We start from the raw sequence: 23,054 nt of genomic DNA, 5'->3' as shown, positions 1-23,054 counted from the left end.
ACGATGAAAAATGCTAACGAAATAAAATTTTTAAAAAACAGATCAATCATCAAATTTGAAGGGGAAGATTTCTTAGGTGAAATCGGGATTGACGGAAGAATTTTTAAAGCGCTTACTTTAGCGCGAATCAGTGTGGGGATAATTTCTCAGCAGGCTATTGAAAACGGATTATCAATTTTGGTCCAGGAAGCTGATTCTGAAAAAGCGGTCAATTGTCTGATTGACGAGTTTGAAACAGAAAGAAAATCAGGGAAAGTTTCTCAGATTTACAGTATAAATAATGTTTCTGTAATAGGTTTTGTTGCAGAAGATTTAAATAAAGTGTTGGCTGAATTAGCTAGAAACAACGTTTTTCCTTTGCTTTTAAATCAAGTAGGAAGCGAAAAGCGTATCAATATTGTGGTAACTTCTTCTCAAGACGAGAAAGCAAAAAATATCATCGAATCTGAAACCTCTAAAAAGCCAAAAACAGTTCACTTGGCAATTATTGGTCATGGAAATGTTGGAAAAACTTTAATAGAGCAGGTTTTACAGTCTTCAGAAGAGATTAGAAGACGTAAAAAGATCGATCTTAAAGTGGTTGCAGTGGCCAATTCAAGAAAAATTGCTTTTAATAAAAAAGGATTTGGGAGCAATTGGAGCGATGAGATATTGACAGCAGAAAGTCCGTCAGATGTTCAGGAATTAATCAGGTTCTCAAAAGAAAATCAATTGGAAAACCTGATCGTTGTTGATAACACGGCGAGTAAAGATTTTGTTCATAACTATCACGCATTGGCTGAAAACGGGTTCGACTTGGTTTCTTCCAATAAAATTTTCAACACCCTTCCGATAGAGGAATATCGTAAACTAAGATATACGTTGAATAAAAATAACAGACGTTATTTATACGAAACCAATGTTGGCGCAGGTTTGCCGCTTATTGATACCATAAAATTATTACACCTTTCGGGAGAAAATATCACAAGAATTAAAGGAGTATTCTCTGGAACATTGAGTTATGTTTTCAACAACTTTTCTTTAAGAGACGATCAATTTTCCACAATCATCAATGAAGCGTTGGAAAAAGGATATACAGAACCAGATCCAAGAGAAGATTTGTCAGGAAACGATGTGGCAAGAAAATTATTGATTTTGGCGAGAGAATTAGATTTAATCAATGAGTTTAATGATATCAATATTCAAAATTTAGTTCCGGAAAATTTACTTTCTGTTTCAAAACCGGAGTTTCTTTCAAGACTGGAAGAGTTGAATGATGAATATCAGAAAATCAAAGAAAACCAAGAGCCTGGTCACGTATTGAGATACGTTGGAGATCTGCATGGAGATTTGCAAAAAGAAAAAGGGGAGTTGGATGTAAAACTAATTTCTGTTCCTGCAACTTCGGCGTTAGGACAACTAAAAGGTTCAGATTCAATCTTTGAAATCTATACCGAAAGTTATGGGGAGAATCCAATTGTCATTATGGGGGCCGGAGCCGGAGCTCAGGTTACTGCAAGAGGCGTTTTCGGAGATATTTTAAGAGTGAGTGAAACTAAATAATCAGCGAACCCGAAGGGTTCAACATGAATAGCCGTAGGTAAAACCTATGGGACTAAATAATCAGCGAACCCGAAGAGTTCAATATCAATAGCCGTAGGTGAAATCTATGGAAAAATAATAGAATAATGGAAAAAGAAAATTTTGAAACCTCCGCAATAAGAACTCAAACTGAAAGAACCCAGTTTGATGAGCATTCTACGCCTTTATATCTTACATCCAGTTTTATTTTTCAGGATGCAGAAGATATGAGAGCCAGTTTTGCAGAAGAAAAACCAAAGAATTTATACAGCCGATTTTCAAATCCTAATGTAACGGAATTCACAGATAAAATTGTGAAAATGGAAGGTGCAGAAGCAGGATATGCTTTCGCAACAGGAATGGCGGCTATCTATTCAACATTTGCAACATTGTTAAATGCTGGAGATCATATTGTAAGTTGTCAGTCAGTTTTTGGATCTACGCACACGTTGTTCACAAAGTATTTTCCGAAATGGAATATTGAAACTACTTATTTTAAAGCTGGAGATGCCGAAAATGTAGAAAAATATATTCAACCCAATACCAAGATTTTATATCTGGAAACCCCTACAAATCCTGCAATTGAAGTATTAGATTTAGAGTTTTTTGGAAAAATAGCGAAAAAACATAATCTTATTTTTATTGTAGACAATTGTTTTGCAACGCCTTATCTTCAGCAACCGATTAAATATGGTGCAGATGTTGTTGTTCACTCAGCAACGAAATTGATTGACGGTCAAGGTCGTGTTTTAGGTGGAGTAGCCGTGGGTCGAGAAGATCTTATTCGTGAGATTTATCTTTTCGCAAGAAATACCGGACCTGCAATGTCGCCTTTCAACGCTTGGGTTTTGTCAAAGAGTTTAGAAACGTTGGCAATCCGTGTAGAAAAACACTGCGAAAATGCTTTAAAAGTAGCCGAATTTTTAGAAAGTCACCCGAATGTAGAGTTGGCAAAATATCCATTCTTACCTTCTCATCCAAGTTATGAAGTCGCAAAAAAACAAATGAAGTTGGGCGGAAATATCGTTGCTTTTGAAATCAAAGGTGGTATTGAAGGCGGAAGAAACTTTTTAGATAAAATAAAAATGTGTTCTCTTTCTGCAAATCTTGGTGATACCAGAACAATTGTGACGCATCCGGCATCTACTACGCACTCGAAATTGTCAGATGAAGAAAGAAATGAAGTAGGAATTACAGCCGGTTTAGTTCGTTGTTCAGTAGGATTGGAAAATGTGGAAGATATTATCGCAGATCTAAAACAGGCATTGGATTAATAACGAACCCGAAGGGTTCAACAACAATAGCCATAGGTGAAACCTATGGTAAATTATATATAAAATGAAAAATTCAGAACAATTATATAAAGCGTTATCAGAAAGGATTTTAATTCTTGACGGAGCAATGGGAACAATGCTTCAGCGATATAAATTCGAGGAAGAAGATTACCGTGGCGAGCGTTTCAAAGATTGGGAACATCCAGTAAAAGGAAACAACGATTTACTTTCATTAACGCAACCGGAAGCAATTGAGGAAGTTCATAAAAAGTATTTGGAAGCCGGAGCTGATATCTTGGAAACCAATACCTTCTCAGGAACAACCATTGCGATGGCAGATTATCATATGGAAGAGTTGGTGTACGAACTGAACTATGAATCTGCAAAGATTGCAAGAAAAGTTTGTGATGAATTTACTGCTCAAAATCCGGATAAACCAAGATTTGTAGCAGGTTCCATCGGGCCAACCAACAGAACGGCGAGTTTAAGCCCTGATGTAAACGATCCGGGATACAGAGCAATTACTTTTGATGAATTGAGAATTGCTTACAAACAACAGTCTGAAGCTTTATTAGATGGAGGTTCAGATATTTTATTGGTAGAAACTATTTTCGATACATTGAATGCAAAGGCTGCTCTTTTCGCTATTGATGAAATTAGTGAAGAAAGAGGAATTAAGATTCCAATCATGGTTTCAGGAACAATTACCGATGCTTCAGGAAGAACGTTGAGCGGACAAACCGCAGAAGCTTTCCTGATTTCAGTTTCACATTTAAATTTATTAAGTGTTGGTTTCAATTGTGCTTTGGGCGCCAATCAGTTGACACCTTATTTACTTTAGATAATTTAAATTTATTAAGTGTTGGTTTCAATTGTGCTTTGGGCGCCAATCAGTTGACACCTTTAGAAACGTTGGCACATAATACAGATTTTTATGTTTCAGCATATCCTAATGCAGGACTTCCAAACGCGTTCGGAAAATATGATGAAACCCCAGAATTTATGGCAGAACAAATCAGAGAATACGTAGAGAAAGGACTCATCAATATTATCGGAGGTTGCTGCGGAACAACACCGGATCACATAAAAGCAATTGCAGATTTGGTTGATAAATATGAGCCAAGAAAAGTGAGAGAAATTGTATAAATTTTTCAATACGTATTGCTTAAGATTAACGCTACTAATTTATTTTAGAAGAATACACAACTAATGAAATATTTAAGACTATCGGGCCTTGAGCCTTTGATTATAACCCCGGAAAGTAATTTCATCAACGTTGGTGAAAGGACGAATGTTGCCGGTTCCAAAAAGTTTTTAAGATTAATTAAAGAAGAGAAATTTTCTGAAGCTTTGGATATTGCCCGTCATCAAGTGGAAGGTGGAGCGCAGATCCTTGACGTTAATTTTGATGATGGATTGATTGATGGAAAAGCTTCCATGATAAAATTCCTGAATTTAGTAGGTTCAGAACCGGATATTTCCAGAATTCCCATCATGATCGACTCTTCCAAATGGGAGATCTTAGAAGCTGGATTACAGGTTGTTCAAGGAAAATCTGTTGTCAATTCTATCAGTTTAAAAGGAGGGGAAGAAGAATTCAAAAAACAGGCTAAGGCAATTAAAAGATATGGTGCAGCAGTGATTGTCATGGCTTTTGATGAAGACGGACAAGCTGATACCTACGATCGTAGACTTGAAATCACCAAGCGATCGTATGATATTTTAGTGGATGAAGTAAAGTTTCCGGCTGAGGATATTATTTTTGATTTAAATATTTTCCCTGTTGCAACGGGGATGGATGAGCATAGAAGAAATGCAATCGATTTTATCGAAGCTACAAGATGGGTAAGACAAAATCTTCCGTATGCGTCGGTAAGTGGGGGAGTGAGTAATGTTTCATTCTCTTTCCGTGGAAATGATACGGTGAGAGAAGCAATGCACTCGGTTTTCTTGTATCATGCAATTCAGGCGGGAATGAATATAGGGATTGTAAATCCTGCGATGTTGGAGGTTTATGACGAAATTAATAAAGAATTATTAGGTCTTGTAGAAGACGTAATCCTCGATAAAAGAGAAGACGCAACGGAAAGGTTGTTAGATTATTCTGAAAAGAATAAATCGGTAAAAAAAGAAGTCGTTGAAGAACTGGAATGGCGTACCAGACCTTTACAGGACAGAATTACGCATTCTTTGGTAAAAGGAATTGATCGTTTTATTGAAGAAGATGTAGAAGAAGCAAGAAAGGCAGCCTCAAAACCTTTACATGTTATTGAAGTTAATTTAATGACAGGAATGGGCGTTGTCGGTGACTTATTCGGAAGCGGAAAAATGTTCTTACCACAAGTGGTAAAATCGGCGAGGGTAATGAAAAAGGCGGTTGCTTATTTACAGCCGTTTATTGAAGCTGAAAAAGATGGTGAAAGACCTGCCAACGGTAAAATTTTAATGGCAACGGTAAAAGGTGACGTTCATGATATTGGTAAAAATATTGTGAGCGTTGTGTTGGGTTGTAACAATTATGAGATCGTAGATCTTGGAGTAATGGTTCCGGCTGAAAAAATTATTCAGGCTGCCATTGAACATAAGGTGGATGTTATTGGCTTGAGCGGATTAATCACGCCAAGTTTAGACGAAATGGTGTATATCGCATCAGAATTAGAACGTCAAAATCTTAGTTTTCCTTTATTAATCGGCGGTGCAACGACTTCAAAAGCACATACTGCGGTAAAAATAGATTTAAAATATAAAAATGCGGTAGTTCACGTAAATGATGCTTCCAGAGCGGTAAATGTGGTGAGTTCTTTATTGGGAGATAGAAATAAAGAATATGTAAGCGATTTGAAGAGTGACTATTCAGATTTCCGTGAAAAATTCCTGAACAGACAGATTGATAAAGAATATGTTTCTATTGAAGACGCCAGAAAAGACAAATTTAAAATTGATTGGGAAAACGAAGAGATTTTCACGCCGAATAATTTAGGAATACAGGTTTTTGAAGGTCAGGATTTAAATGAATTGGTTCCATTTATCGACTGGTCTCCATTTTTCAGAAGCTGGGATCTTCACGGGAAGTACCCGAATATTTTTGATGATGAGGTGGTAGGAGAGCAGGCTAAAGAATTATTTAAAGATGCTCAGGTTATTTTAAAGAAAATTTTAGATGAGAAATCTTTAACTGCTAAAGCAATCTTCGGAATATTCAAAGCAAATTCAACTGAAGATGATGATATTTTAATCTTTGATGAAAATAATCAGCCGCAATCGAAATTCATCACATTAAGGCAGCAACTTCAAAAATCTAAAGGCAAAGAGTATTTAGCATTAAGCGATTTTATTGCTCCTCAAAACTCAGGAAAAACTGATTATGTGGGAGCTTTTTGTGTAACCACAGGTTTCGGGACAGATGAGTTGTCAGATGAATATGAAAAAGCCAATGACGATTATAATGCAATCATGGTAAAAGCTTTGGCAGACCGTTTTGCGGAAGCCTATGCCGAATTTTTACATAAAAAAGTAAGAACAGAATATTGGGGATATGCCAATCAGGAAAGTTTAAGCAATGATGATTTAATTGCAGAAAAATATAAAGGAGTTCGTCCGGCACCAGGATATCCGGCTTGTCCGGATCATTTGGAAAAACATGCCATTTGGGATCTTTTAAAAGTGGAAGAAAATATCGGAGTATACCTTACAGAAAGTTTAGCAATGTTTCCAACCGCTGCAGTTTCTGGATATTATTTCGGAAGTCCGCATGCAAAATATTTTGGGCTCGGAAAAATTACAGAAGATCAGTTGAAAGACTATTCTAAGAGGAAAGGAATTTCTTTACAGGAAGCGAGGAAATGGTTGTCACCTAATTTAGCAGATTAAAATTTAAACATGAAGATTACAGAACACATAAAAAATGCAAACGGAAAAACTTTGTTCTCTTTAGAAGTTGTTCCGCCTCAGAAAGGAATCGGGATTGAAGATTTGTATAGAAATATAGACCCTTTGATGGAGTTCAAACCTCCTTTTATTGATGTAACGACTTCAAGAGAAGAATATATCTATATCGACAAAGGAAATGGCTTGATGGAACGTAAAATTACCAGAATGCGTCCCGGAACGTTGGGTATTTGTTCTGCAATTCAGCATAAATATAATGTAGATACTGTTCCACACTTGCTTTGTGGAGGTTTTACAAAGGAAGAAACAGAATACCTTTTGGTAGACTGTATGTATCTTGGGATTGATAATGTGATGGCACTTCGTGGAGATGCTATGAAAGGACATCAGTATTTTGAGGCAACAAAAGGAGGTCATGAAAGTGCGATGGATCTGGTTCATCAAATTAATGATTTAGGAAGAGGGAAATATCTTCATGATGAGCAGGCTTGTGAAGAAAATAACAAATTCTGCATTGGCGTAGCAGGTTATCCTGAAAAACATATGGAAGCACCTTCCATGAACTACGACCTTAAATGGCTGAAGCAAAAAGTAGATGCCGGAGCAGATTATATTGTAACTCAAATGTTTTTTGATAATAAAAAATTTATCGAGTTTGTGACAAAGGCCAGAGAAATGGGAATTACAGTTCCAATTATTCCTGGAATTAAACCCATTGCAACAAAAAGACATTTAAAATTATTGCCACAGGTTTTTAAAATTGATTTACCGGAAGATTTAATTAATGAAGTGGAAAGTGCTAAAAATAATGAAGCGGTGAGACAAATAGGAATCGAATGGGCGATCAATCAATGCAGAGAACTTCTTGATTTTGGAGTGCCTGTTTTACACTTTTACTCTATGGGGAAAAGTGATAATATTAAAAAAGTAGCTGGAGAGCTATTCTAATAAATAGTACAATGAAAGGAGCCCTGCTGATGTATCAGCAGGGTTTTTATTTTAAAGAGCAGGATGTCTTTCAAAAGTTTTATTACGATCAAATAAATACCGGTATGTCGCCAATTTTCTTGTGACTTCAGTATCCAGATTTTCGGCAATTTTTATCATTTTAGGATTGAAATCACCAATCCATTGAAGTTCTGTGATGGTAAAATCGGTGTGCTTTCTGAGGTGTTGTGTTCCTTCCCAGATCATATATCCGTCGATGCCTTTTTTTTGCCATTCAGGAACAACGCCGAAAACAAGGCCAACCATTTTTTCATTCTTTTTGAATCTTTTGATCCACAAAAATTTTAATTTTTCAATAAAACCGAATTTCCCATTCATGTATTTAAACCATTGATTCAAATCGGGAATATTAATCCACATGGCAATGGGTTTTTCATTTTCATAGACGAACCACGAAATATGTTCATTGATGATCGGCTTCATGGTCATAAACATTTTTAAAGTCTTAGCTTCTTCAATTTGTTTCCCTTCTCCATGGGAAGCCCAAGCCTGATTATAAATTGCAGTGAAATCTTTAGCAAATTTGGCCAGATTATTCTTTTTCATAGGTATAGCAGAAATAGCTGGATTCAGCGAATGCTTTTTATGCATTACAGTAAAGACCCTAGAAACTTCACCAAATACAGGTCGTGTAAAACAAAGCTGTTCAAAATAAATTTGGAAACCATAATTTTCAATAAGCTCTTTGTAGTAAGGGAAATTATAATTCATTCCATATAAAGGTTCTATAAAACCATCAATAAGTAATCCCCAGAATTTATCTCTTTCCCCAAAATTAATGGGTCCATCCATTGCTTCTATTCCCCTTTCCTGAAGCCATTTTTCACAATAATCGAAAATGAAATTAGCCGTTTCCTGATCGTTAATACAATCAAAGAAACCAATTCCTCCGGTAGGTTGATTTTGCGTATAAAGTTGATTAACAAAAACCGCTATTTTTCCAACCGTTTCATTATTTTTATTTCTAAATAAGAACCTTTTGCATTCTCCGTTCTTGAAGAATTTATTTTTTTGAGGATCAAACGTAGCTTCAATATCTTTATCTAAAGGTCTGATGTAGTTTTTGTCATGTTGATAAAGTCTGACAGGGAATTCTAGAAATTCCTTTTTCTGATTTTCATGGTGTACTTCTTCAGCAATAATCATAACTTTTATACGAATGAGGAGATGAGGTAATATTTTTGAGTTAAATTGAAATATACGAACAGATATTATCCGTATTTTTGTTGCAAATTAAATAAAAAATGGTTGATTTTACTGATAACGACGATGATATTTTCACAGGAAAAGAACATACGCCTATACGGGAAGATGCTTTTGATAAATCGCCACAGGAAAAAATAGAAAAGATCACTGAGCTTTTCGGTGAGATTATGAAAACGCTGGGACTGGATATGACAGATGATTCTTTGAAAGATTCTCCAACGCGTGTCGCAAAAATGTATGTAAATGAAATTTTTGGAGGGCTATTGCCGGAAAATAAACCGGGAATTTCCACGTTTTCCAATAAATATAAATATAGCCAGATGTTGGTGGAAAAAGATATCACCGTATATTCTTTTTGTGAACACCACTTTTTACCAATTATTGGGAGAGCGCATGTGGCCTATATTTCAAATGGCGAAGTAATTGGACTTTCTAAAATTAACAGAATTGTAGATTATTACGCAAAAAGACCGCAGGTTCAGGAAAGATTAACAATGCAGATTGTGAACGCTTTAAAAGAAGCTTTAGGGACAAAAAATGTAGCTTGTATCATTGATGCGAAACATCTTTGTGTAAATTGTAGAGGAATTAAAGACACGGCAAGTTCAACAATTACAGCGGAGCTAAGTGGGATTTTCAAAACAAATCCTATTACAAGACAGGAGTTCTTACATTATGTAGGAAGCCATGCTAAATTGGATTAATAATGATTAATCATATCATAAAGAAAAACATTAGATTATTATCCGAAAGATATGATCATGAAGTTTCTTATTGTGAAAATGTGATATTGCTAAAAAACAGCAAAAATATTATTGAAATAAATTCTATTGTAAATAATGATATTTCCGTAAAGTATAATGTTGAAGAAGGAATAGATGAGAAAGAGATACTTGAGCGTGAAATTTATGATCTATTAATTAAGATTTTTCGAAGAACAAAATTAGAAAAAGTAAATTTGAGCCCAAGTTATCCTTTAGATTTAGATGATCTTGAAGAAGAATTCGGGGATTTAGGTAGATTTGAAGAAAAATTAAAGTCTCTGATAAAGTCAAAAATTGATTATTCCAATATTGGAGGAAATCGAGTATTGACAGAATTTTACAAAAATATTTTAATTTTAAGAGATGATATTGGGACTGCGAAATCTAATGTATTAAATATTAAGTAATGATAAAATTTAAAAAAGTTTCAGATCAGATTTTTATAGCAACCATTATTTGTTGTTGCTGTACATGCTGCTGTTAAAAGATCTCAGTCTTTTAACGATGAAGAAACTTTATACTAAACTTAAAATCATTAAATCAAAAACAACACAATGCAATTAAAAATATACAACTCGCTTACAGCGGAAAAAGAGATATTTAACCCCATTTTAGAAGGAAATGTTGGAATGTACGTTTGTGGACCTACCGTTTACAGCAATGTGCATTTGGGAAATGTGAGAACTTTCCTTTCTTTCGACTTTATTTACAGAAGCTTAACACATTTAGGATATAAGGTAAGATACGTAAGAAATATTACGGATGCAGGTCACCTTACAGACGATGGAGATGTAAACAATGACAGATTTGTAAAGCAGACTCGCCTTGAAAAGCTGGAGCCTATGGAGATCGTACAGAAATATACGGTGGATTTCCATAAAGTATTGGATATGTTTAATCTATTGCCTCCCAACATCGAACCTACGGCAACAGGCCATATTGTAGAACAAATTGAGTTAACTCAAAAATTAATTGAAAAAGGTTTTGCTTACGAAAGCAACGGATCTGTATATTTTGACGTGCTGGAATACAACCAAAGAGGTCTGAATTATGGTGAACTTTCAAAACGTAATATTGAAGAACTTTTTGCTAACACTAGAGATTTAGACGGACAGGGAGAAAAGAAAAATCCACAGGATTTTGCCCTTTGGAAAAAAGCCTCGCCTGCACACATCATGAGATGGAATTCGCCTTGGGGAGAAGGTTTCCCGGGATGGCATCTTGAGTGTACTGCAATGAGTACGAAATATTTAGGTGAAAAGTTTGATATCCACGGAGGTGGAATGGATTTGAAATTTCCACACCACGAATGTGAGATCGCTCAAGGAAAAGCTTGCAATGATACCGCTCCGGTAAATTATTGGATGCATGCTAATATGTTGACAATGAATACGCAGCGTATGAGTAAGTCTACAGGGAATTACATTTTACCGATGCAGTTGGTTACAGGAGATAATGATTTCTTCGAGAAGCCTTTCCATCCGTCAATTGTACGTTTTTGTTTCTTACAGGCTCATTACAGAAGTGTTTTGGATATTTCTAATGATGCTATGATCGCAAGTGAAAAAGGTTTCATCAGATTGATGGAAGCGGTAAAAGTATTGAATTCAATTGCTCCGAATGATGAAAAACAATCAGGTTTTAACTTGGAAGAATGGAAGAAGAAAGCTTACGATGCTTTAAATGATGATTTCAATTCTCCGGTTCTGATTGCTCATTTATTTGAAGCAGTAAAATTTATTTTTGCGTTGAATGATGCTAAAGAAACGATCTCAACAAATGATTTAGAAGATTTAAAATCTACATTAAATGCATTTATATTTGATGTTTTAGGACTTCAGGCTGTTGAAGAAAATAACAATGAAAAACTAGATCAGACGCTGCAGGTTTTAATTGAACTGAGAAATCAGGCAAGAAAATCGAAGAACTTTGACCTTTCGGACCAAATCAGAGATAAACTTCTTGCTGAAGGAATCGAATTAAAAGACGGAAGAGACGGAACATCTTATGTTTTAAATTAAACAGAAAAAAGAAGCTAAGTTTTAAATTTAATATTATCTCTCGCAGATTTTACAGATTACGCAGGTTTTTATTTACAATCATCCGCTCAATCTGCAAAATCTGCGAGAGTTTTTTGTTACTATTTTGTACGGAATTTGTCATTCTGACGAAGGAATAATCTCTAGAAATATCGAACTAAAAAAAATAAAGTGATTCATAAAACATACGGTTTGAATTAAAATAAAGAACTTAATATCTCCTGCATATTTTATCCACAATCATCTGCTTAATCCGTAAAATCTGCGAGAGTTTTTTGTTACTATTTTGTACGGAATTTGTCATTCTGACGAAGGAAAAATCTCTAGCCATATCGAATTAAGAAAACAAATTGATTCATAAAACATACGGTTTGAATTAAAATAAAGAACTTAATATCTCCTACATATTTTTATCCACAATCATCTGCTTAATCCACTAAATCTGCGAGAGTTTTTTATGCCCTTTCCTGTCATTTCGACGAAGGAGAAATCTTCTTAATAGCTTAACTAAAATCTTAATGGTTAAAATTTAAGTATAAAAAGGGATCAAGCTTAAAATATTCTCCAAATTATCATAATCACAATATTGAAATTAAATTATTGTAAATATTATTCAAATAGTAGAGATTTTTTGTTATTTAATTTTAAAATTATGTAACTTAGTCATACTAAAATGATTACGAATCTAAATTCAACTTATTATGAAAAAACATTTATTCCCTTTATTTTTGGTGTTAATGGGCACAAGTGCTTATGCACAGCAAGATTTTTTTGCCATTACAGGAAAAGATACTCCAAGTATTATTTTTAATGATTTCAGAGCGATAGATGCAGTGAACGGAACGTCGGGAGAAAGCATTTTCTCTGCTGATTCTTCGGCAAAAGTATTTTCACAGGCAAGAAACGGTTCTGTAACAGAGGATAAAAATACGTACAATAATTCTCAGGCGGTTACAATGGCAGCATTGGCGTATGATTCTTCCAATAATAATTTGGTGTACATGCCCATGTTTTCATCCAATGTGTATGTTTTAAATCCTAAAACAAAAGAAACGACTTTAATTGAAAATAACGTAGCAAGAGTAACTTCTTGTGATATTAATTCTCATATAACGAGAATGTCCAATGGTTATGATGGAAATATTTACGCGATGAATAATTCCGGAACACAGTTTTTACAGATCAGTAAAAAGAACAATCAATATGTTGTTAATGATCTTGGAATTGTAAAAGACGATCCTTCGAACGGGAAAAATTCGTTTACAACAATTGAGACAGGTTTTGGCGGTGATATGATTGCAGATGCAGATAATAATTTCTATGTTTTTGCAACATCAGGAAATGTTTTCAAAGTGTCTACGAAAGAATTAAAAGCAAAATTTGTAGGAAAGATCACAGGAGTTCCGGAAGGATATTCTGTGAACGGGGCGGCTGTTAATGCAAAAGGAAATGTTGTCATTGCAAGTGCAAAAGGGGCACCTTTATATGAACTGAGTTTGGATAATTTACAGGCAAAGCAACTTCTGGGAAATTTGAATTTACATATTTATGACTTGGCGAGTAAGTATTTTGCAAACGATAAGGCCATTTCAAAAACGGTTCTTGCGAATTTAGATATTTATCCGACGAGAGTTGACGAGCAGTTGATCAACGTTAGCGTTAATGATAAATCGGTTAAAGGAAATCTTAAACTGACGGTTTTTGATATTTCAGGTAAAAATGTAATGCAGGAAAATATATCCGTAAAAGAAGGGTCGCTAAACCAGCAGATTTATTTGAAAAATCTTATCAATGGAGCGTATGTGGTGAGTATTGCGAACGAGTCTGGTAAAGTATTATTAAGTAAGAAAATTCTGGTAACAAAATAAGAGGACTAACAATTGAAATTAGAAAATATTTCTTTTAACATTGTTGAAAATCAAAACCTTCTCAAATATTTGAGAAGGTTTTTTAATGAATATTTGATGTTCAATATGGGCGGTTTTTGGAGATTAAACAGTATTTTTATAAAAAAATCAAGATGAAATTATACTTTAATATAGGCTACAGGGCAAAAATTGGAGAATATTTGCAGTTGGTCATCAATGAAGAAGGAGCTGTGCCTAAAACTCATAAAATGTTTTGTACTGAGAACGGTTTGTGGAAATGTGAAGTAGATTATTTTTCGAAATCCCTCTCTTATCAATATCAATTAACAGATGAAAATGGAAAGGTTCTAAGAGAAGAATTTGTATTGCATCATCTTAGTTTCCCCCATAATTACAAGGAATTTTTAATTTTTGATGAATGGAATAATAAAAATTTTCCTGAAAACTATCTGAACAATAAAATCCTTTACAATAAACTGAATCAGTTTGTTCCTGAGAAAATTTCTGTGCTGAAAAAACATACTCATTTATTCAGATTAGAAGCGCCTGTTTACAATCCGGATTGGACGATTGTGTTGTTTGGAAGTACTGCTTCTTTGGGGAGTTGGGACCATGAAAAAGCAATTCATTTAGCCCAGACTGACTTTGGAGTTTGGGAAACTTCTATTGAGATTCCCGAGAATGAATTTATTCAATTTAAATATTGTCTGTATGATAAAAATGAAGGTAAAGTAATTGATGTAGAAGCCGGAGAAAATAGATTCACCATTGCCAATCAGCAAAAAGATGTTTTACAGATTGTTTCCAATCATTATTTTAGATTTAAGTTATCCCAAATGTATCATGATGCAGGCGTGGCTGTTCCTGTATTCTCTTTAAGAAGTGAAAATGGTTTTGGGGTGGGTGAGTTTTCTGATATGAAACAGCTCGCAGACTGGAATAAAGAAACAGGTCTTGGCATTATTCAGATATTACCTATTAATGATACGACCGCGAATTATACATGGACAGATTCCTATCCTTATGCTGCCGTTTCAGTATATGCATTGCACCCACAGTATATTTCTCTAGAAAATCTTGATTTTAAATTACCGAAAGATATAGTTGAAGAATATGAAGCTGATAAACTAGAATTAAATAATTTAGAGCTAGTTGATTACGAAAAAATGATTTCCGGAAAGTGGAAGTATATAAAAGCAGTTTTCAATACAGAAAAAGAGAAAATCTATAAAGATAGAAACTTTAAGAAATTTATAAAAGATAATGAAAGTTGGCTGATTCCATATGCTGCATTTTGTGTACTAAGAGATAAGTATAAAACTCCGAATTTTAATGATTGGAAGACGCATAAGAAATATATCGCAGGGAAAATTTCATCATTCTTTTCAGCAAAAAATAAAGACTATGATGCGTCTATGCTTCATGCATGGGTGCAATATCAGCTTCATAAGCAATTGAAAGAGGCGGTAGAGTATATCCATAGTTTAGGGATTTCTTTAAAAGGAGATCTTCCGATTGGAATTTACAGATATTCTGTTGAAGCCTGGACAGAGCCCGAATTATTCGGGATGGATTTCCAGGCAGGCGCACCGCCGGATCAATTTACAGAATTGGGTCAGAATTGGGAATTTCCAACATATAATTGGGAAGCGATGAAAGCGGATAATTATCAATGGTGGAAAAATAGATTCAAAGCATTGGAGCAGTATTTTGATGCGATGAGAATAGATCATATTTTAGGGTTTTTCAGAATCTGGAGAATGCCGATTTCTGCAACACAAGGAATTTTAGGCTACTTTTATCCTGCAGTTCCTATTACGACAGATGAATTTAAAGCGTGGCATATTCCTTTTGATTTCGATAGATATTGCAAGCCGTTTATTAATGATTTGATTCTTTGGAAATATATTGGAGAAAATATCGATAAGGCCCTTGAGTTCATCAATGATAATCTTAATGGGACTTATGCTTTTAAAGATGAATTTGATACGCAGAGAAAATTATCAGACTTTTTTAAGAAAAATCCGAGAGGACCTTTTGAAGAGCAGTTGATTTCGCTTTGTGCGAATGTGTTGTTTTTAACTGAAGAAAGAAATGGTGAAACTGTTTACCATCCAAGATTCAATGTATACAATACAGATTCTTACAGTTATTTGTCAGACTGGGAAAAGAAATCTATTTACGATCTGTACAACGATTATTTCTTCAAAAGACAAGATTACTTGTGGAAAGAAAAAGCAATGGAAAAGCTTCCGATGATCCTCAACACCACCAAAATGTTGATTTGTGGAGAAGATTTGGGAATGGTACCAGATTGTGTTCCTGCAGTGATGGATGAATTGGCGATTATAGCCTTAAAAGTTCAGCGTATGCCTTCAGATAACATTCCTTTCTTTAATCCTAAAAATGCAGGCTATATGAACGTAATTACGGCTTCTTCGCATGATAGCTCTACATTAAGACAATGGTGGAAAGAAGATCCTGCTTTAACACAGAAATATTTTAACCAACAATTGATGCAGTACGGCAAAGCACCTGAAGAATTGGAGGCTCATTTGGCAGAAATCATTATGAAACAGCATCTCTATACGGATGCGATGTTGGCTATTTTCCCAATTCAGGAGTTTTTTGCTACAGATGAAGAGCTTACAAACCCGAAAATAGATAACGAAAGAATCAATAACCCTGCGGTATTCCCGCATTATTGGCGATACAGAATGCATTTAAAATTAGAAGATTTAAAAGAAAAAACAGATTTTAATGATAAAATTGCAAATTGGGTGAAAAGTAGCGGTAGGTTGTAAATTTAACAATTGATTATCAATTAATTAATGATATTTTAAAAGAAGTTACGTCAAAAGATTTAACTTCTTTTTTTTATTTGTATCCAAAAGATAGATTAGAGATAGTCTACTATATATTAACCAATTAACAATAAAAAGAATGAAAAAAATATTGATAGGATTTGCTTTGAGTTTGGCGACTTTGTCGTTCGCTCAGCAATATCCGAATGATGGATATAATAACGGTTACGGAAATAATGGCTATGAAAATAACAATTATGGAAGCAATGGCGGAAATTATTCTAATCAGGACGATCAAAATTATTTCCCGGATGATTATTATTATATAACTATCCTCAGGATTATTATCCTACAGATTATTACCAAAGCTATTATAACGACTACAGAAATAGTATTGTGAATGTAAACTGGAATGTATTCTTTACCCAAAATAGATTAAACCGTTGGCAAATAGATCAGGTATTACGTTTGAACAGTTTATACGGAAGTTTTGCAACTTGGAATAATTTCTACAGATATAACCCGGACAGATGGTATTACGACAGATATTATGCAATGGAACGAATTTTAGGACCTAGAGTGTTTGTAACATTCCAAAATGATTATTATCACGGTGCGAGCCCTATCATTTATTTCCAAAATTACAGAAGAACGTATTACACACCGAGATACAGACCAATGCCTCGCTACAGAAGTGTGAATATTAATATTTACAGAGTAGACAGAGCAAAATTCAGAGGGAATAATAATCCTTCATTGAATATTGTAAGAACGAGCCAGAGAGAAAATAATGGGTTTAGAGGAGGATCTGGAAGAGATAATAATAACTCAGGATTCCGTAATCAGTCTAATAATAATTCAGGAGGTTTCCGTGGTGCTGAAAATAATGGAACAAGGGCTAATGGAGGTTTTAGAACAAGTACTGATAATAATAATGGAGGAATCAGAAATACGGGTGGTTTCAGAGGAAATAACGACGTAAGACCAGTAAGTCCAACACCTAGAGACAATAACGGAGGCTTTAGAGGGAACGCTGAAAATAATGGTGGAACCAGAAGCAGTGGCGGATTTAGAGGAAATAGTGAAGTAAGAAGAGAAAGTCCTGCCCCAAGAGAAAACAATGGTGGTTTTAGACAACAGAGATCTGAAAGTCCTTCTCCAAGACAGGAAAATAGCGGAGGTGGAAACAGAAGTGCTTCCGGAGGTTTCAGACTCACAAGCAATTAATAATTTTCATATATTATATTTAAGTGGTGTGAAGGGCAGGTTTTTATAATCTGTCCTTTTATTTTGTTAATTTGTTATTTTTACATTTAAATTTAACATTTTTTATGAATACTACCGTTTAACTTATGTTTTAATTAGTTATCAAAAAGGTATATAACAATTAATTAATAATTAAATATTTTAAAAGATGAAAAAATTAGTATTAGCAATAGCATTTATCGGAATGGGAAGTTTTGCAATGGCACAACAAACAACTCCTCAAGACAAGCAAGCGAAGAGAGCAGAAATGCAACAGAAAATGCAACAAAGAGACCAGGAGCATATAGAGAAAATGCAAAAAGATTTAAACCTAAATCAAACACAGGTAGCTCAAATAAAAGATCTTCATGAAAAACGAAAAGCTGAAATGAAAGCTGAGTTTGATAAGAACAAAGGAGAAAGACAGGCTAAAATGGAGCAGATGAAAGGGAAAAGAGAGCAAATGGATGCAGATATGAAAAAAATCTTAACTCCTCAGCAGTATGATAAATGGCAGGCAGATAGAAAAGCTAAAATGGCAGAAAGAAAAGCAGGTATGAAGGGCGGAAAAATGATGATGAAACCAATGGAGACTGCTACCCCAGCTGTGAATTAAGAGTTTTCAATTTTGATTTTTTAATGTGTTAAGGACGGAAGTGATTCCGTTCTTTTTGTATTAAATTTCATTAAATCTTTTGATTTCGGGGTTTTATTCCATAATTTTGACTGTAAAATTTATTATTATGGTAAGCGATAAAATTGCACAATTAATTAACGAACAAATAGCCCACGAACAATACGCATCACAATATTATCTTTCAATGTCTGCTTGGTTTTCAGCAATAGACCTTGATGGAATTGCCAATTATTTCAGAGTACAAAGCAAAGAAGAATTGATGCATGCTGATAAAATGTTTGATTATTTAAACGATGTTGGAGGGCAGATCATCATTGGAGAAATTGCAAAACCACCACACGAATTTTCTAATGCAATCGACATTTTTGAAAAAGCATTAGAGCACGAGAAAAAAGTAACAAAAAGTATCTTCAACATCGTAAAAAATGCGAATGACGAAGGAGATTTTGCAACGACTTCTTTCTTACAGTGGTTCATCAATGAGCAAGTAGAAGAAGAAGCAAGTGCTTCTCAATATGTAACGAAGATTAAAATGGTTTCTGATAATCCATCAGCATTGTATCTTTTTGATCAGGAATTGTCACAGAGAGTTTTTGTTGCAGATCCAACGGCTTAAGATTTAGCTTTAATTTAAAGTTCAAGATAAAAAGTTTCGGCGGCACCCTTGGTGCCGCCGAAACTTTTTTATAAGTAAATAAGCTGTGTTCTCAACACCTTTTTTCCTAGATGCTCCAAAACATTCTTATACCGTTCTATTTGTCTGTCATTCTTTACCGTTTCCTCTCCCGTTTTGAAATCCACAATAATATAGCCTTCATCGCTTTTTAAAATTCGGTCTGGTCTGTAAATTCGGCTTTGGCCTCTTTCGGAGATCATGATGTCTTGTTCATTGATTACTTTCCATTTTTCATCAAAGAACTCTGAATACGTATGAACAATCTCTTGTAATGTTTCCTGAATGTCATTTTTTTCTTCCAACGTAATCTGTCCTTCCAAAAGATAACTTTCAAGAACTTTAGCGATATCTTTTTCGGTATTGATCTTTGATAATAATTCATGGACGAAAAGCCCAATTCTTACTTTCTCATTTCGAACCTGATAATTTTTCGATGGAGTAGCAATTTTTATAGAAGTACTTTTTTCATTGACATTTTTGAGATTTTCAATGTTTTTTGTTTTAAAAGAAGATGTTTTATCTTTCGAATACTTTTTCAGCATTTCTGGATTCACTTCATACAAATCAAACTCATCACTTTCATTGACGTTTTTAGTTTGTAGAAATTCCAGAAGCTCAAGGTTGTTTGAGGTTTTGTTTGCTTTTTGTAGATAGAAAAATAATTGTTCAACAGGTCGGGTAGTTGCCACATATTGTAGACAAAGCCTGTCGACAAGGTTTTTGTAAGAATTTTGTGTGTTGAATTTCTCAATTTCCTGATCATACACTTCAAGGTTTTTACTGAACTGATTGATGTTGACAGATTTCAATGCTTCATCGCTGCTTGTTTCAAACCAATTGGTAAATTCACTGTCACGATTCTTATTCATCATCGGAATAAAAACAATAGGAAATTCCAGTCCTTTAGATTTGTGAATCGTCATGATCTGAATGGCGTCAATGTTTTCTGAAGCCTGAATCGTGTAGGTAGAAGCTTCTTCATCCCAATATTTTAAAAACTCTTTGGTGCTTGCGCCTGCATTTTGGGTAAAATTAAAGAGCATTTCCAAAAAGTTCAAAAGAAAATCGGTTTCTTTATTTTCAATGGAAAATTCGTTAACGTAATATTCTACAAAGTTGTATAAATTAAACCTCGGGAAATTCTCTTGTTTTAGTCGTAAAGCATATTTTAAGTGAAGGAATTGCAAAATCTCTTCATGGGTTTCAATGTCCAGGATTTCTTTCATTTCCAAGGTGAAATCCTGCATGTTTACCCTTCCTAATTTATCTAAATGATACATCATCATGATGAGATTAGGTTTGTTTTTAGGATTGGTTTCCCACTTTAGGAACTCAATAACCGCTTGTAAAGTATTAGAAAGTTCCAGAGTTAATCCTTTATCAGAAATCGTCTTGATATTCGTTTCTTCACCACGATAAGTCACTTTTAGATTCCCCAATTTTTGAGAATAACTAAAAATGTCGAAATTTCCTCGACAAAGAATTGTAATGTCAGAAAACTTGAAACCATTATTCAGACATTCCTGAATATTTGTTTTCATCCTTTCGGAAGTATCGGTGTAAAAGTCTTCATTGGTAAGATTGTCAATAAGATTCACTTTTACGCGACCTTCATGCTCTGATTTTGCATTTTGTTCCGCATCCGCACCAAATATGTTTTTATGTTCTTCTTGAAGATTTCGAGAATGATATTCGTACAATTCATTATTAAAATGAACAATATTTTTTGCACTTCGCCAGTTATCTTTTAGAACAAGTAATTGAGCTTGCTTAGGTGAGAATTCTTTTTTATTGATAATGTCCAGCATTAATTTACTTTCTCCCCCACGAAATCGGTAAATACTTTGTTTAGGATCTCCAACCAAAGTGAATGAAGTATTATCTGTCGAAACACTGTGATCTCTTAACGGAACAAAGTTCTGCCACTGAAGCTCAGAAGTGTCCTGAAATTCATCAAAGAAATAATGTTGAAACTGTGAGCCTACTTTTTCATAAATAAAAGCAGAAGGCTCGTTTTTAAGATTTTCGTTAATTAAAATATTAAATTTTGAAAGTAGGACAAGATCATTTTCATCCTCAATTTTTTTCAATTCATCCTGAATGTCTTTATTAACCTTCAACGGAAGGAGAGCCGATAAAATTTTCTCCTTTTTCTGAGTCTCAATGAATAAAAGAATCAACTGCATTCTGTTTTCCAACAATTGCTCTAAGATTTCAAAAATTTCAGATTCTTTACTTTTAGATTTTGCAGAAGCCCCTTTTCTATAATTGTTGAGAACAGATTCTTCCTGAGTGGTCGGAAAAGGAAATCCAGGTCTTTTTTGATGGTAAAAATCTAAAACCTTAGTAAAAAATCCTCCAATTCCATTTTTTCCCTGAGCAAAATCTTCGATTTCAATATTTCTTGATTTAAATAATTCAATAGATTGGGTAGCGAGCTCTAAAGAATGCTTTTTATTAAACGTAATCTCTTTTCGGATCGTGTTTTTTATACTTTCATAATTCGTATCATCAAAACTCTTATTGTTTTTCAGTTGCTCGTAATGAATGTCTTTTACAAACTCTTTTGCAGAATCGTAAAGGTTTTTATTAAGGTTGATTCTTTCGTTGTTTTCAAGGCTGTAATCTACATAATCCATGAAAGAATTAGAGATGGATTCATTTTCACCAATCTGATCAAGCATTTTATCTACAGCTTCAATCAAAAAAGGTTCTGCATCAATTTCAAGATTGAAATTTTTAGCCAAGCCTAATTCATAAGAAAAACTTCTTACCAATCGCGCATTGAAACGGTCAATCGTTCCAATATTTAATGTAGAATAATTGTGGAGAACATAATCTAACAATTTTTTAGAACGAACATGCAATTCATCAATCGTTATTCTTAGACCATCTTGTTCAAATGCTTTTTGGATATTTTTCAAATCTGCATTTTCAGCAAAAGTATCCGCGGCAAAATTATTCAGCCAAGATAGAATCCTTTCTTTCATTTCATTGGCTGCCTTATTGGTGAAGGTTAAAGCCAATATATTTCTGATGGCATGTTGCTGATTAGGATAGCGAAGACAGATCATCAAAAGTCTTTGAACCAAGGCATAAGTTTTCCCTGAGCCCGCAGAAGCATTGATAACTGTATAAGAATTTTGCATTTTTTTGAACGAATTGAGAGTGCAAGTTAGCTAATTTTTAAGTGAAATTTTAACAATTTGAATTCGCTATTTAACAATTTTAGAAATAGAAATTCACAAAAAAATCCTAAAACGCGTTAACTGTGGTTAAACTTGTATTTTAATTTAAAAATAGCTTTAGTTTTGCGTTATAAATAATTATCCGTGAAATTTAAACTACTTTTTTTCTTATTTACTATATTTTTCATCCATATCAATGCTCAAGATTATATTTTTGGGAAGATTACTACTGAAGAAAATATAGAGATGCCTGATGTTACGGTAATCAATATTCGAACGGATGAAAGGGTATCCACAAACAGAGACGGACATTTTATGATCTTCGGAAGACAAGGCGATGAACTTCGTTTCGTGAAATCGGGTTATGAAAGATTCAATAAAAAAGTAGCTGCAGAAAATATCAGTTCTCCAATGAATATTACTTTGGTAAGGACGGCTGCATTAATTGCGGAGGTTGAAATTAAAAAAGGACTCACCGGAGATATAAAAATTGATTCTAAAAACCTTAATCCTCCAAAAAAAGTTGAGAAACTAAAAAGTGATCTGGCAGTTTATATGTCTCAAAAATCGGATCCCAGGCTTCTTGCTCCAAGAGCGGGAGAGTTTGTTCAGCCAAAAGGACAAGGGTTTAGTATTGGAAAGATTAAAAATAAATGGGATGATATCGATTTTATGGATTATCTTACAAAGGCTTTGGGAGAGCAGTATTTTGTGGATCTTAAGATAGATAAAGCATTGATTCAGAATTTCATTTATTATGTTTTTGCAGGAGGTTTCGAAAGGCAAAATATTTTAAAGTATGGATATTGTAGTGAGGCAGATTTGTATAGATTCCAAAGATTTGTCCTTACAAGGATCTCGTCTTATCGCGCTCCTCAAACTAAAAAATAGTCACAG

The 23,054-nt window shown here is 34.2% G+C and carries 16 protein-coding genes and 1 pseudogene; 15 read left to right on the top strand and 2 right to left on the bottom strand.

Annotation, left to right across the window (positions count from 1 at the left end):
- Positions 1-3: 3 nt before the first annotated feature.
- The 5 genes and pseudogenes from AMQ68_RS25705 to metF all read left to right on the top strand — a co-directional run bounded on the left by AMQ68_RS25705 (position 4) and on the right by metF (position 7,670).
- Complete coding sequence (locus AMQ68_RS25705; RefSeq protein WP_054511977.1) at positions 4-1,542, top strand: homoserine dehydrogenase; 1,539 nt, start codon at positions 4-6, stop codon at positions 1,540-1,542.
- A 125-nt stretch (positions 1,543-1,667) separates the two neighbouring features.
- Positions 1,668-2,834, top strand: coding sequence for an O-succinylhomoserine sulfhydrylase (locus tag AMQ68_RS17890; protein ID WP_054511976.1), 1,167 nt, complete (start codon positions 1,668-1,670; stop codon positions 2,832-2,834).
- 64 nt (positions 2,835-2,898) lie between these two features.
- A pseudogene (locus AMQ68_RS17885) lies at positions 2,899-3,980 on the top strand (homocysteine S-methyltransferase family protein).
- Positions 3,981-4,043: 63 nt separating this feature from the next.
- Positions 4,044-6,704 (top strand): methionine synthase, encoded by a 2,661-nt coding sequence (gene metH / locus AMQ68_RS17880; protein ID WP_054511975.1) that lies wholly within the window; start codon positions 4,044-4,046, stop codon positions 6,702-6,704.
- A 9-nt stretch (positions 6,705-6,713) separates the two neighbouring features.
- A complete protein-coding gene (gene metF / locus AMQ68_RS17875; RefSeq protein ID WP_054511974.1) occupies positions 6,714-7,670 on the top strand; it encodes a methylenetetrahydrofolate reductase [NAD(P)H] in 957 nt (318 codons plus the stop codon).
- A gap of 51 nt (positions 7,671-7,721) precedes the next feature.
- Here metF and AMQ68_RS17870 read toward each other — a convergent pair whose 3' ends face one another.
- Positions 7,722-8,876, bottom strand: a complete 1,155-nt coding sequence (locus AMQ68_RS17870; RefSeq protein ID WP_054511973.1) for a hypothetical protein — start codon at positions 8,874-8,876, stop codon at positions 7,722-7,724.
- A gap of 98 nt (positions 8,877-8,974) precedes the next feature.
- Here AMQ68_RS17870 and folE point away from each other — a divergent pair, with 98 nt between their 5' ends.
- The 9 genes from folE to AMQ68_RS17830 all read left to right on the top strand — a co-directional run bounded on the left by folE (position 8,975) and on the right by AMQ68_RS17830 (position 18,909).
- Entirely contained in the window at positions 8,975-9,640 is a 666-nt protein-coding gene (folE, locus tag AMQ68_RS17865) for a GTP cyclohydrolase I FolE (RefSeq protein ID WP_054511972.1), read from the top strand.
- A gap of 2 nt (positions 9,641-9,642) precedes the next feature.
- Positions 9,643-10,107 carry a hypothetical protein gene (locus AMQ68_RS17860; protein ID WP_054511971.1) on the top strand — a complete coding sequence of 155 codons (465 nt, stop codon included), beginning with the start codon at positions 9,643-9,645 and terminating at the stop codon, positions 10,105-10,107.
- A gap of 147 nt (positions 10,108-10,254) precedes the next feature.
- Positions 10,255-11,721: a cysteine--tRNA ligase gene (cysS, locus tag AMQ68_RS17855; RefSeq protein WP_054511970.1), complete on the top strand. Its 1,467-nt coding sequence runs from the start codon at positions 10,255-10,257 to the stop codon at positions 11,719-11,721.
- Between the two features lie 719 nt (positions 11,722-12,440).
- Positions 12,441-13,607 carry a T9SS type A sorting domain-containing protein gene (locus tag AMQ68_RS17850; RefSeq protein ID WP_054511969.1) on the top strand — a complete coding sequence of 389 codons (1,167 nt, stop codon included), beginning with the start codon at positions 12,441-12,443 and terminating at the stop codon, positions 13,605-13,607.
- Positions 13,608-13,759: 152 nt separating this feature from the next.
- Positions 13,760-16,411 carry a 4-alpha-glucanotransferase gene (locus tag AMQ68_RS17845; protein WP_054512854.1) on the top strand — a complete coding sequence of 884 codons (2,652 nt, stop codon included), beginning with the start codon at positions 13,760-13,762 and terminating at the stop codon, positions 16,409-16,411.
- A gap of 139 nt (positions 16,412-16,550) precedes the next feature.
- Entirely contained in the window at positions 16,551-16,811 is a 261-nt protein-coding gene (locus tag AMQ68_RS25700; protein WP_241775172.1) for a hypothetical protein, read from the top strand.
- The gene (locus AMQ68_RS17840; protein ID WP_241775171.1) at positions 16,808-17,638 is read left to right on the top strand and encodes a hypothetical protein; all 831 of its coding nucleotides are present in this window, start codon (positions 16,808-16,810) and stop codon (positions 17,636-17,638) included. The genes AMQ68_RS25700 and AMQ68_RS17840 overlap by 4 nt, the downstream gene beginning before the upstream one ends.
- A 187-nt stretch (positions 17,639-17,825) precedes the next feature.
- Positions 17,826-18,272: a hypothetical protein gene (locus AMQ68_RS17835; protein ID WP_054511968.1), complete on the top strand. Its 447-nt coding sequence runs from the start codon at positions 17,826-17,828 to the stop codon at positions 18,270-18,272.
- A 127-nt stretch (positions 18,273-18,399) separates the two neighbouring features.
- Positions 18,400-18,909 (top strand): ferritin, encoded by a 510-nt coding sequence (locus tag AMQ68_RS17830; RefSeq protein WP_054511967.1) that lies wholly within the window; start codon positions 18,400-18,402, stop codon positions 18,907-18,909.
- Positions 18,910-18,977: 68 nt separating this feature from the next.
- Here the strand turns inward: AMQ68_RS17830 and AMQ68_RS17825 are convergent, their stop codons facing one another.
- Positions 18,978-22,118 carry an exodeoxyribonuclease V subunit beta gene (locus AMQ68_RS17825; RefSeq protein ID WP_054511966.1) on the bottom strand — a complete coding sequence of 1,047 codons (3,141 nt, stop codon included), beginning with the start codon at positions 22,116-22,118 and terminating at the stop codon, positions 18,978-18,980.
- A gap of 183 nt (positions 22,119-22,301) precedes the next feature.
- On the opposite strand from AMQ68_RS17825, the gene AMQ68_RS17820 reads away from it, so the two are divergent.
- Positions 22,302-23,048 (top strand): hypothetical protein, encoded by a 747-nt coding sequence (locus tag AMQ68_RS17820; RefSeq protein ID WP_054511965.1) that lies wholly within the window; start codon positions 22,302-22,304, stop codon positions 23,046-23,048.
- The last annotated feature ends 6 nt before the right edge of the window (positions 23,049-23,054 follow it).

This window comes from Chryseobacterium sp. ERMR1:04 (assembly GCF_001297705.1).
GTDB lineage: Bacteria > Bacteroidota > Bacteroidia > Flavobacteriales > Weeksellaceae > Chryseobacterium.
This window is presented reverse-complemented; position numbering and strand designations above follow the sequence as displayed.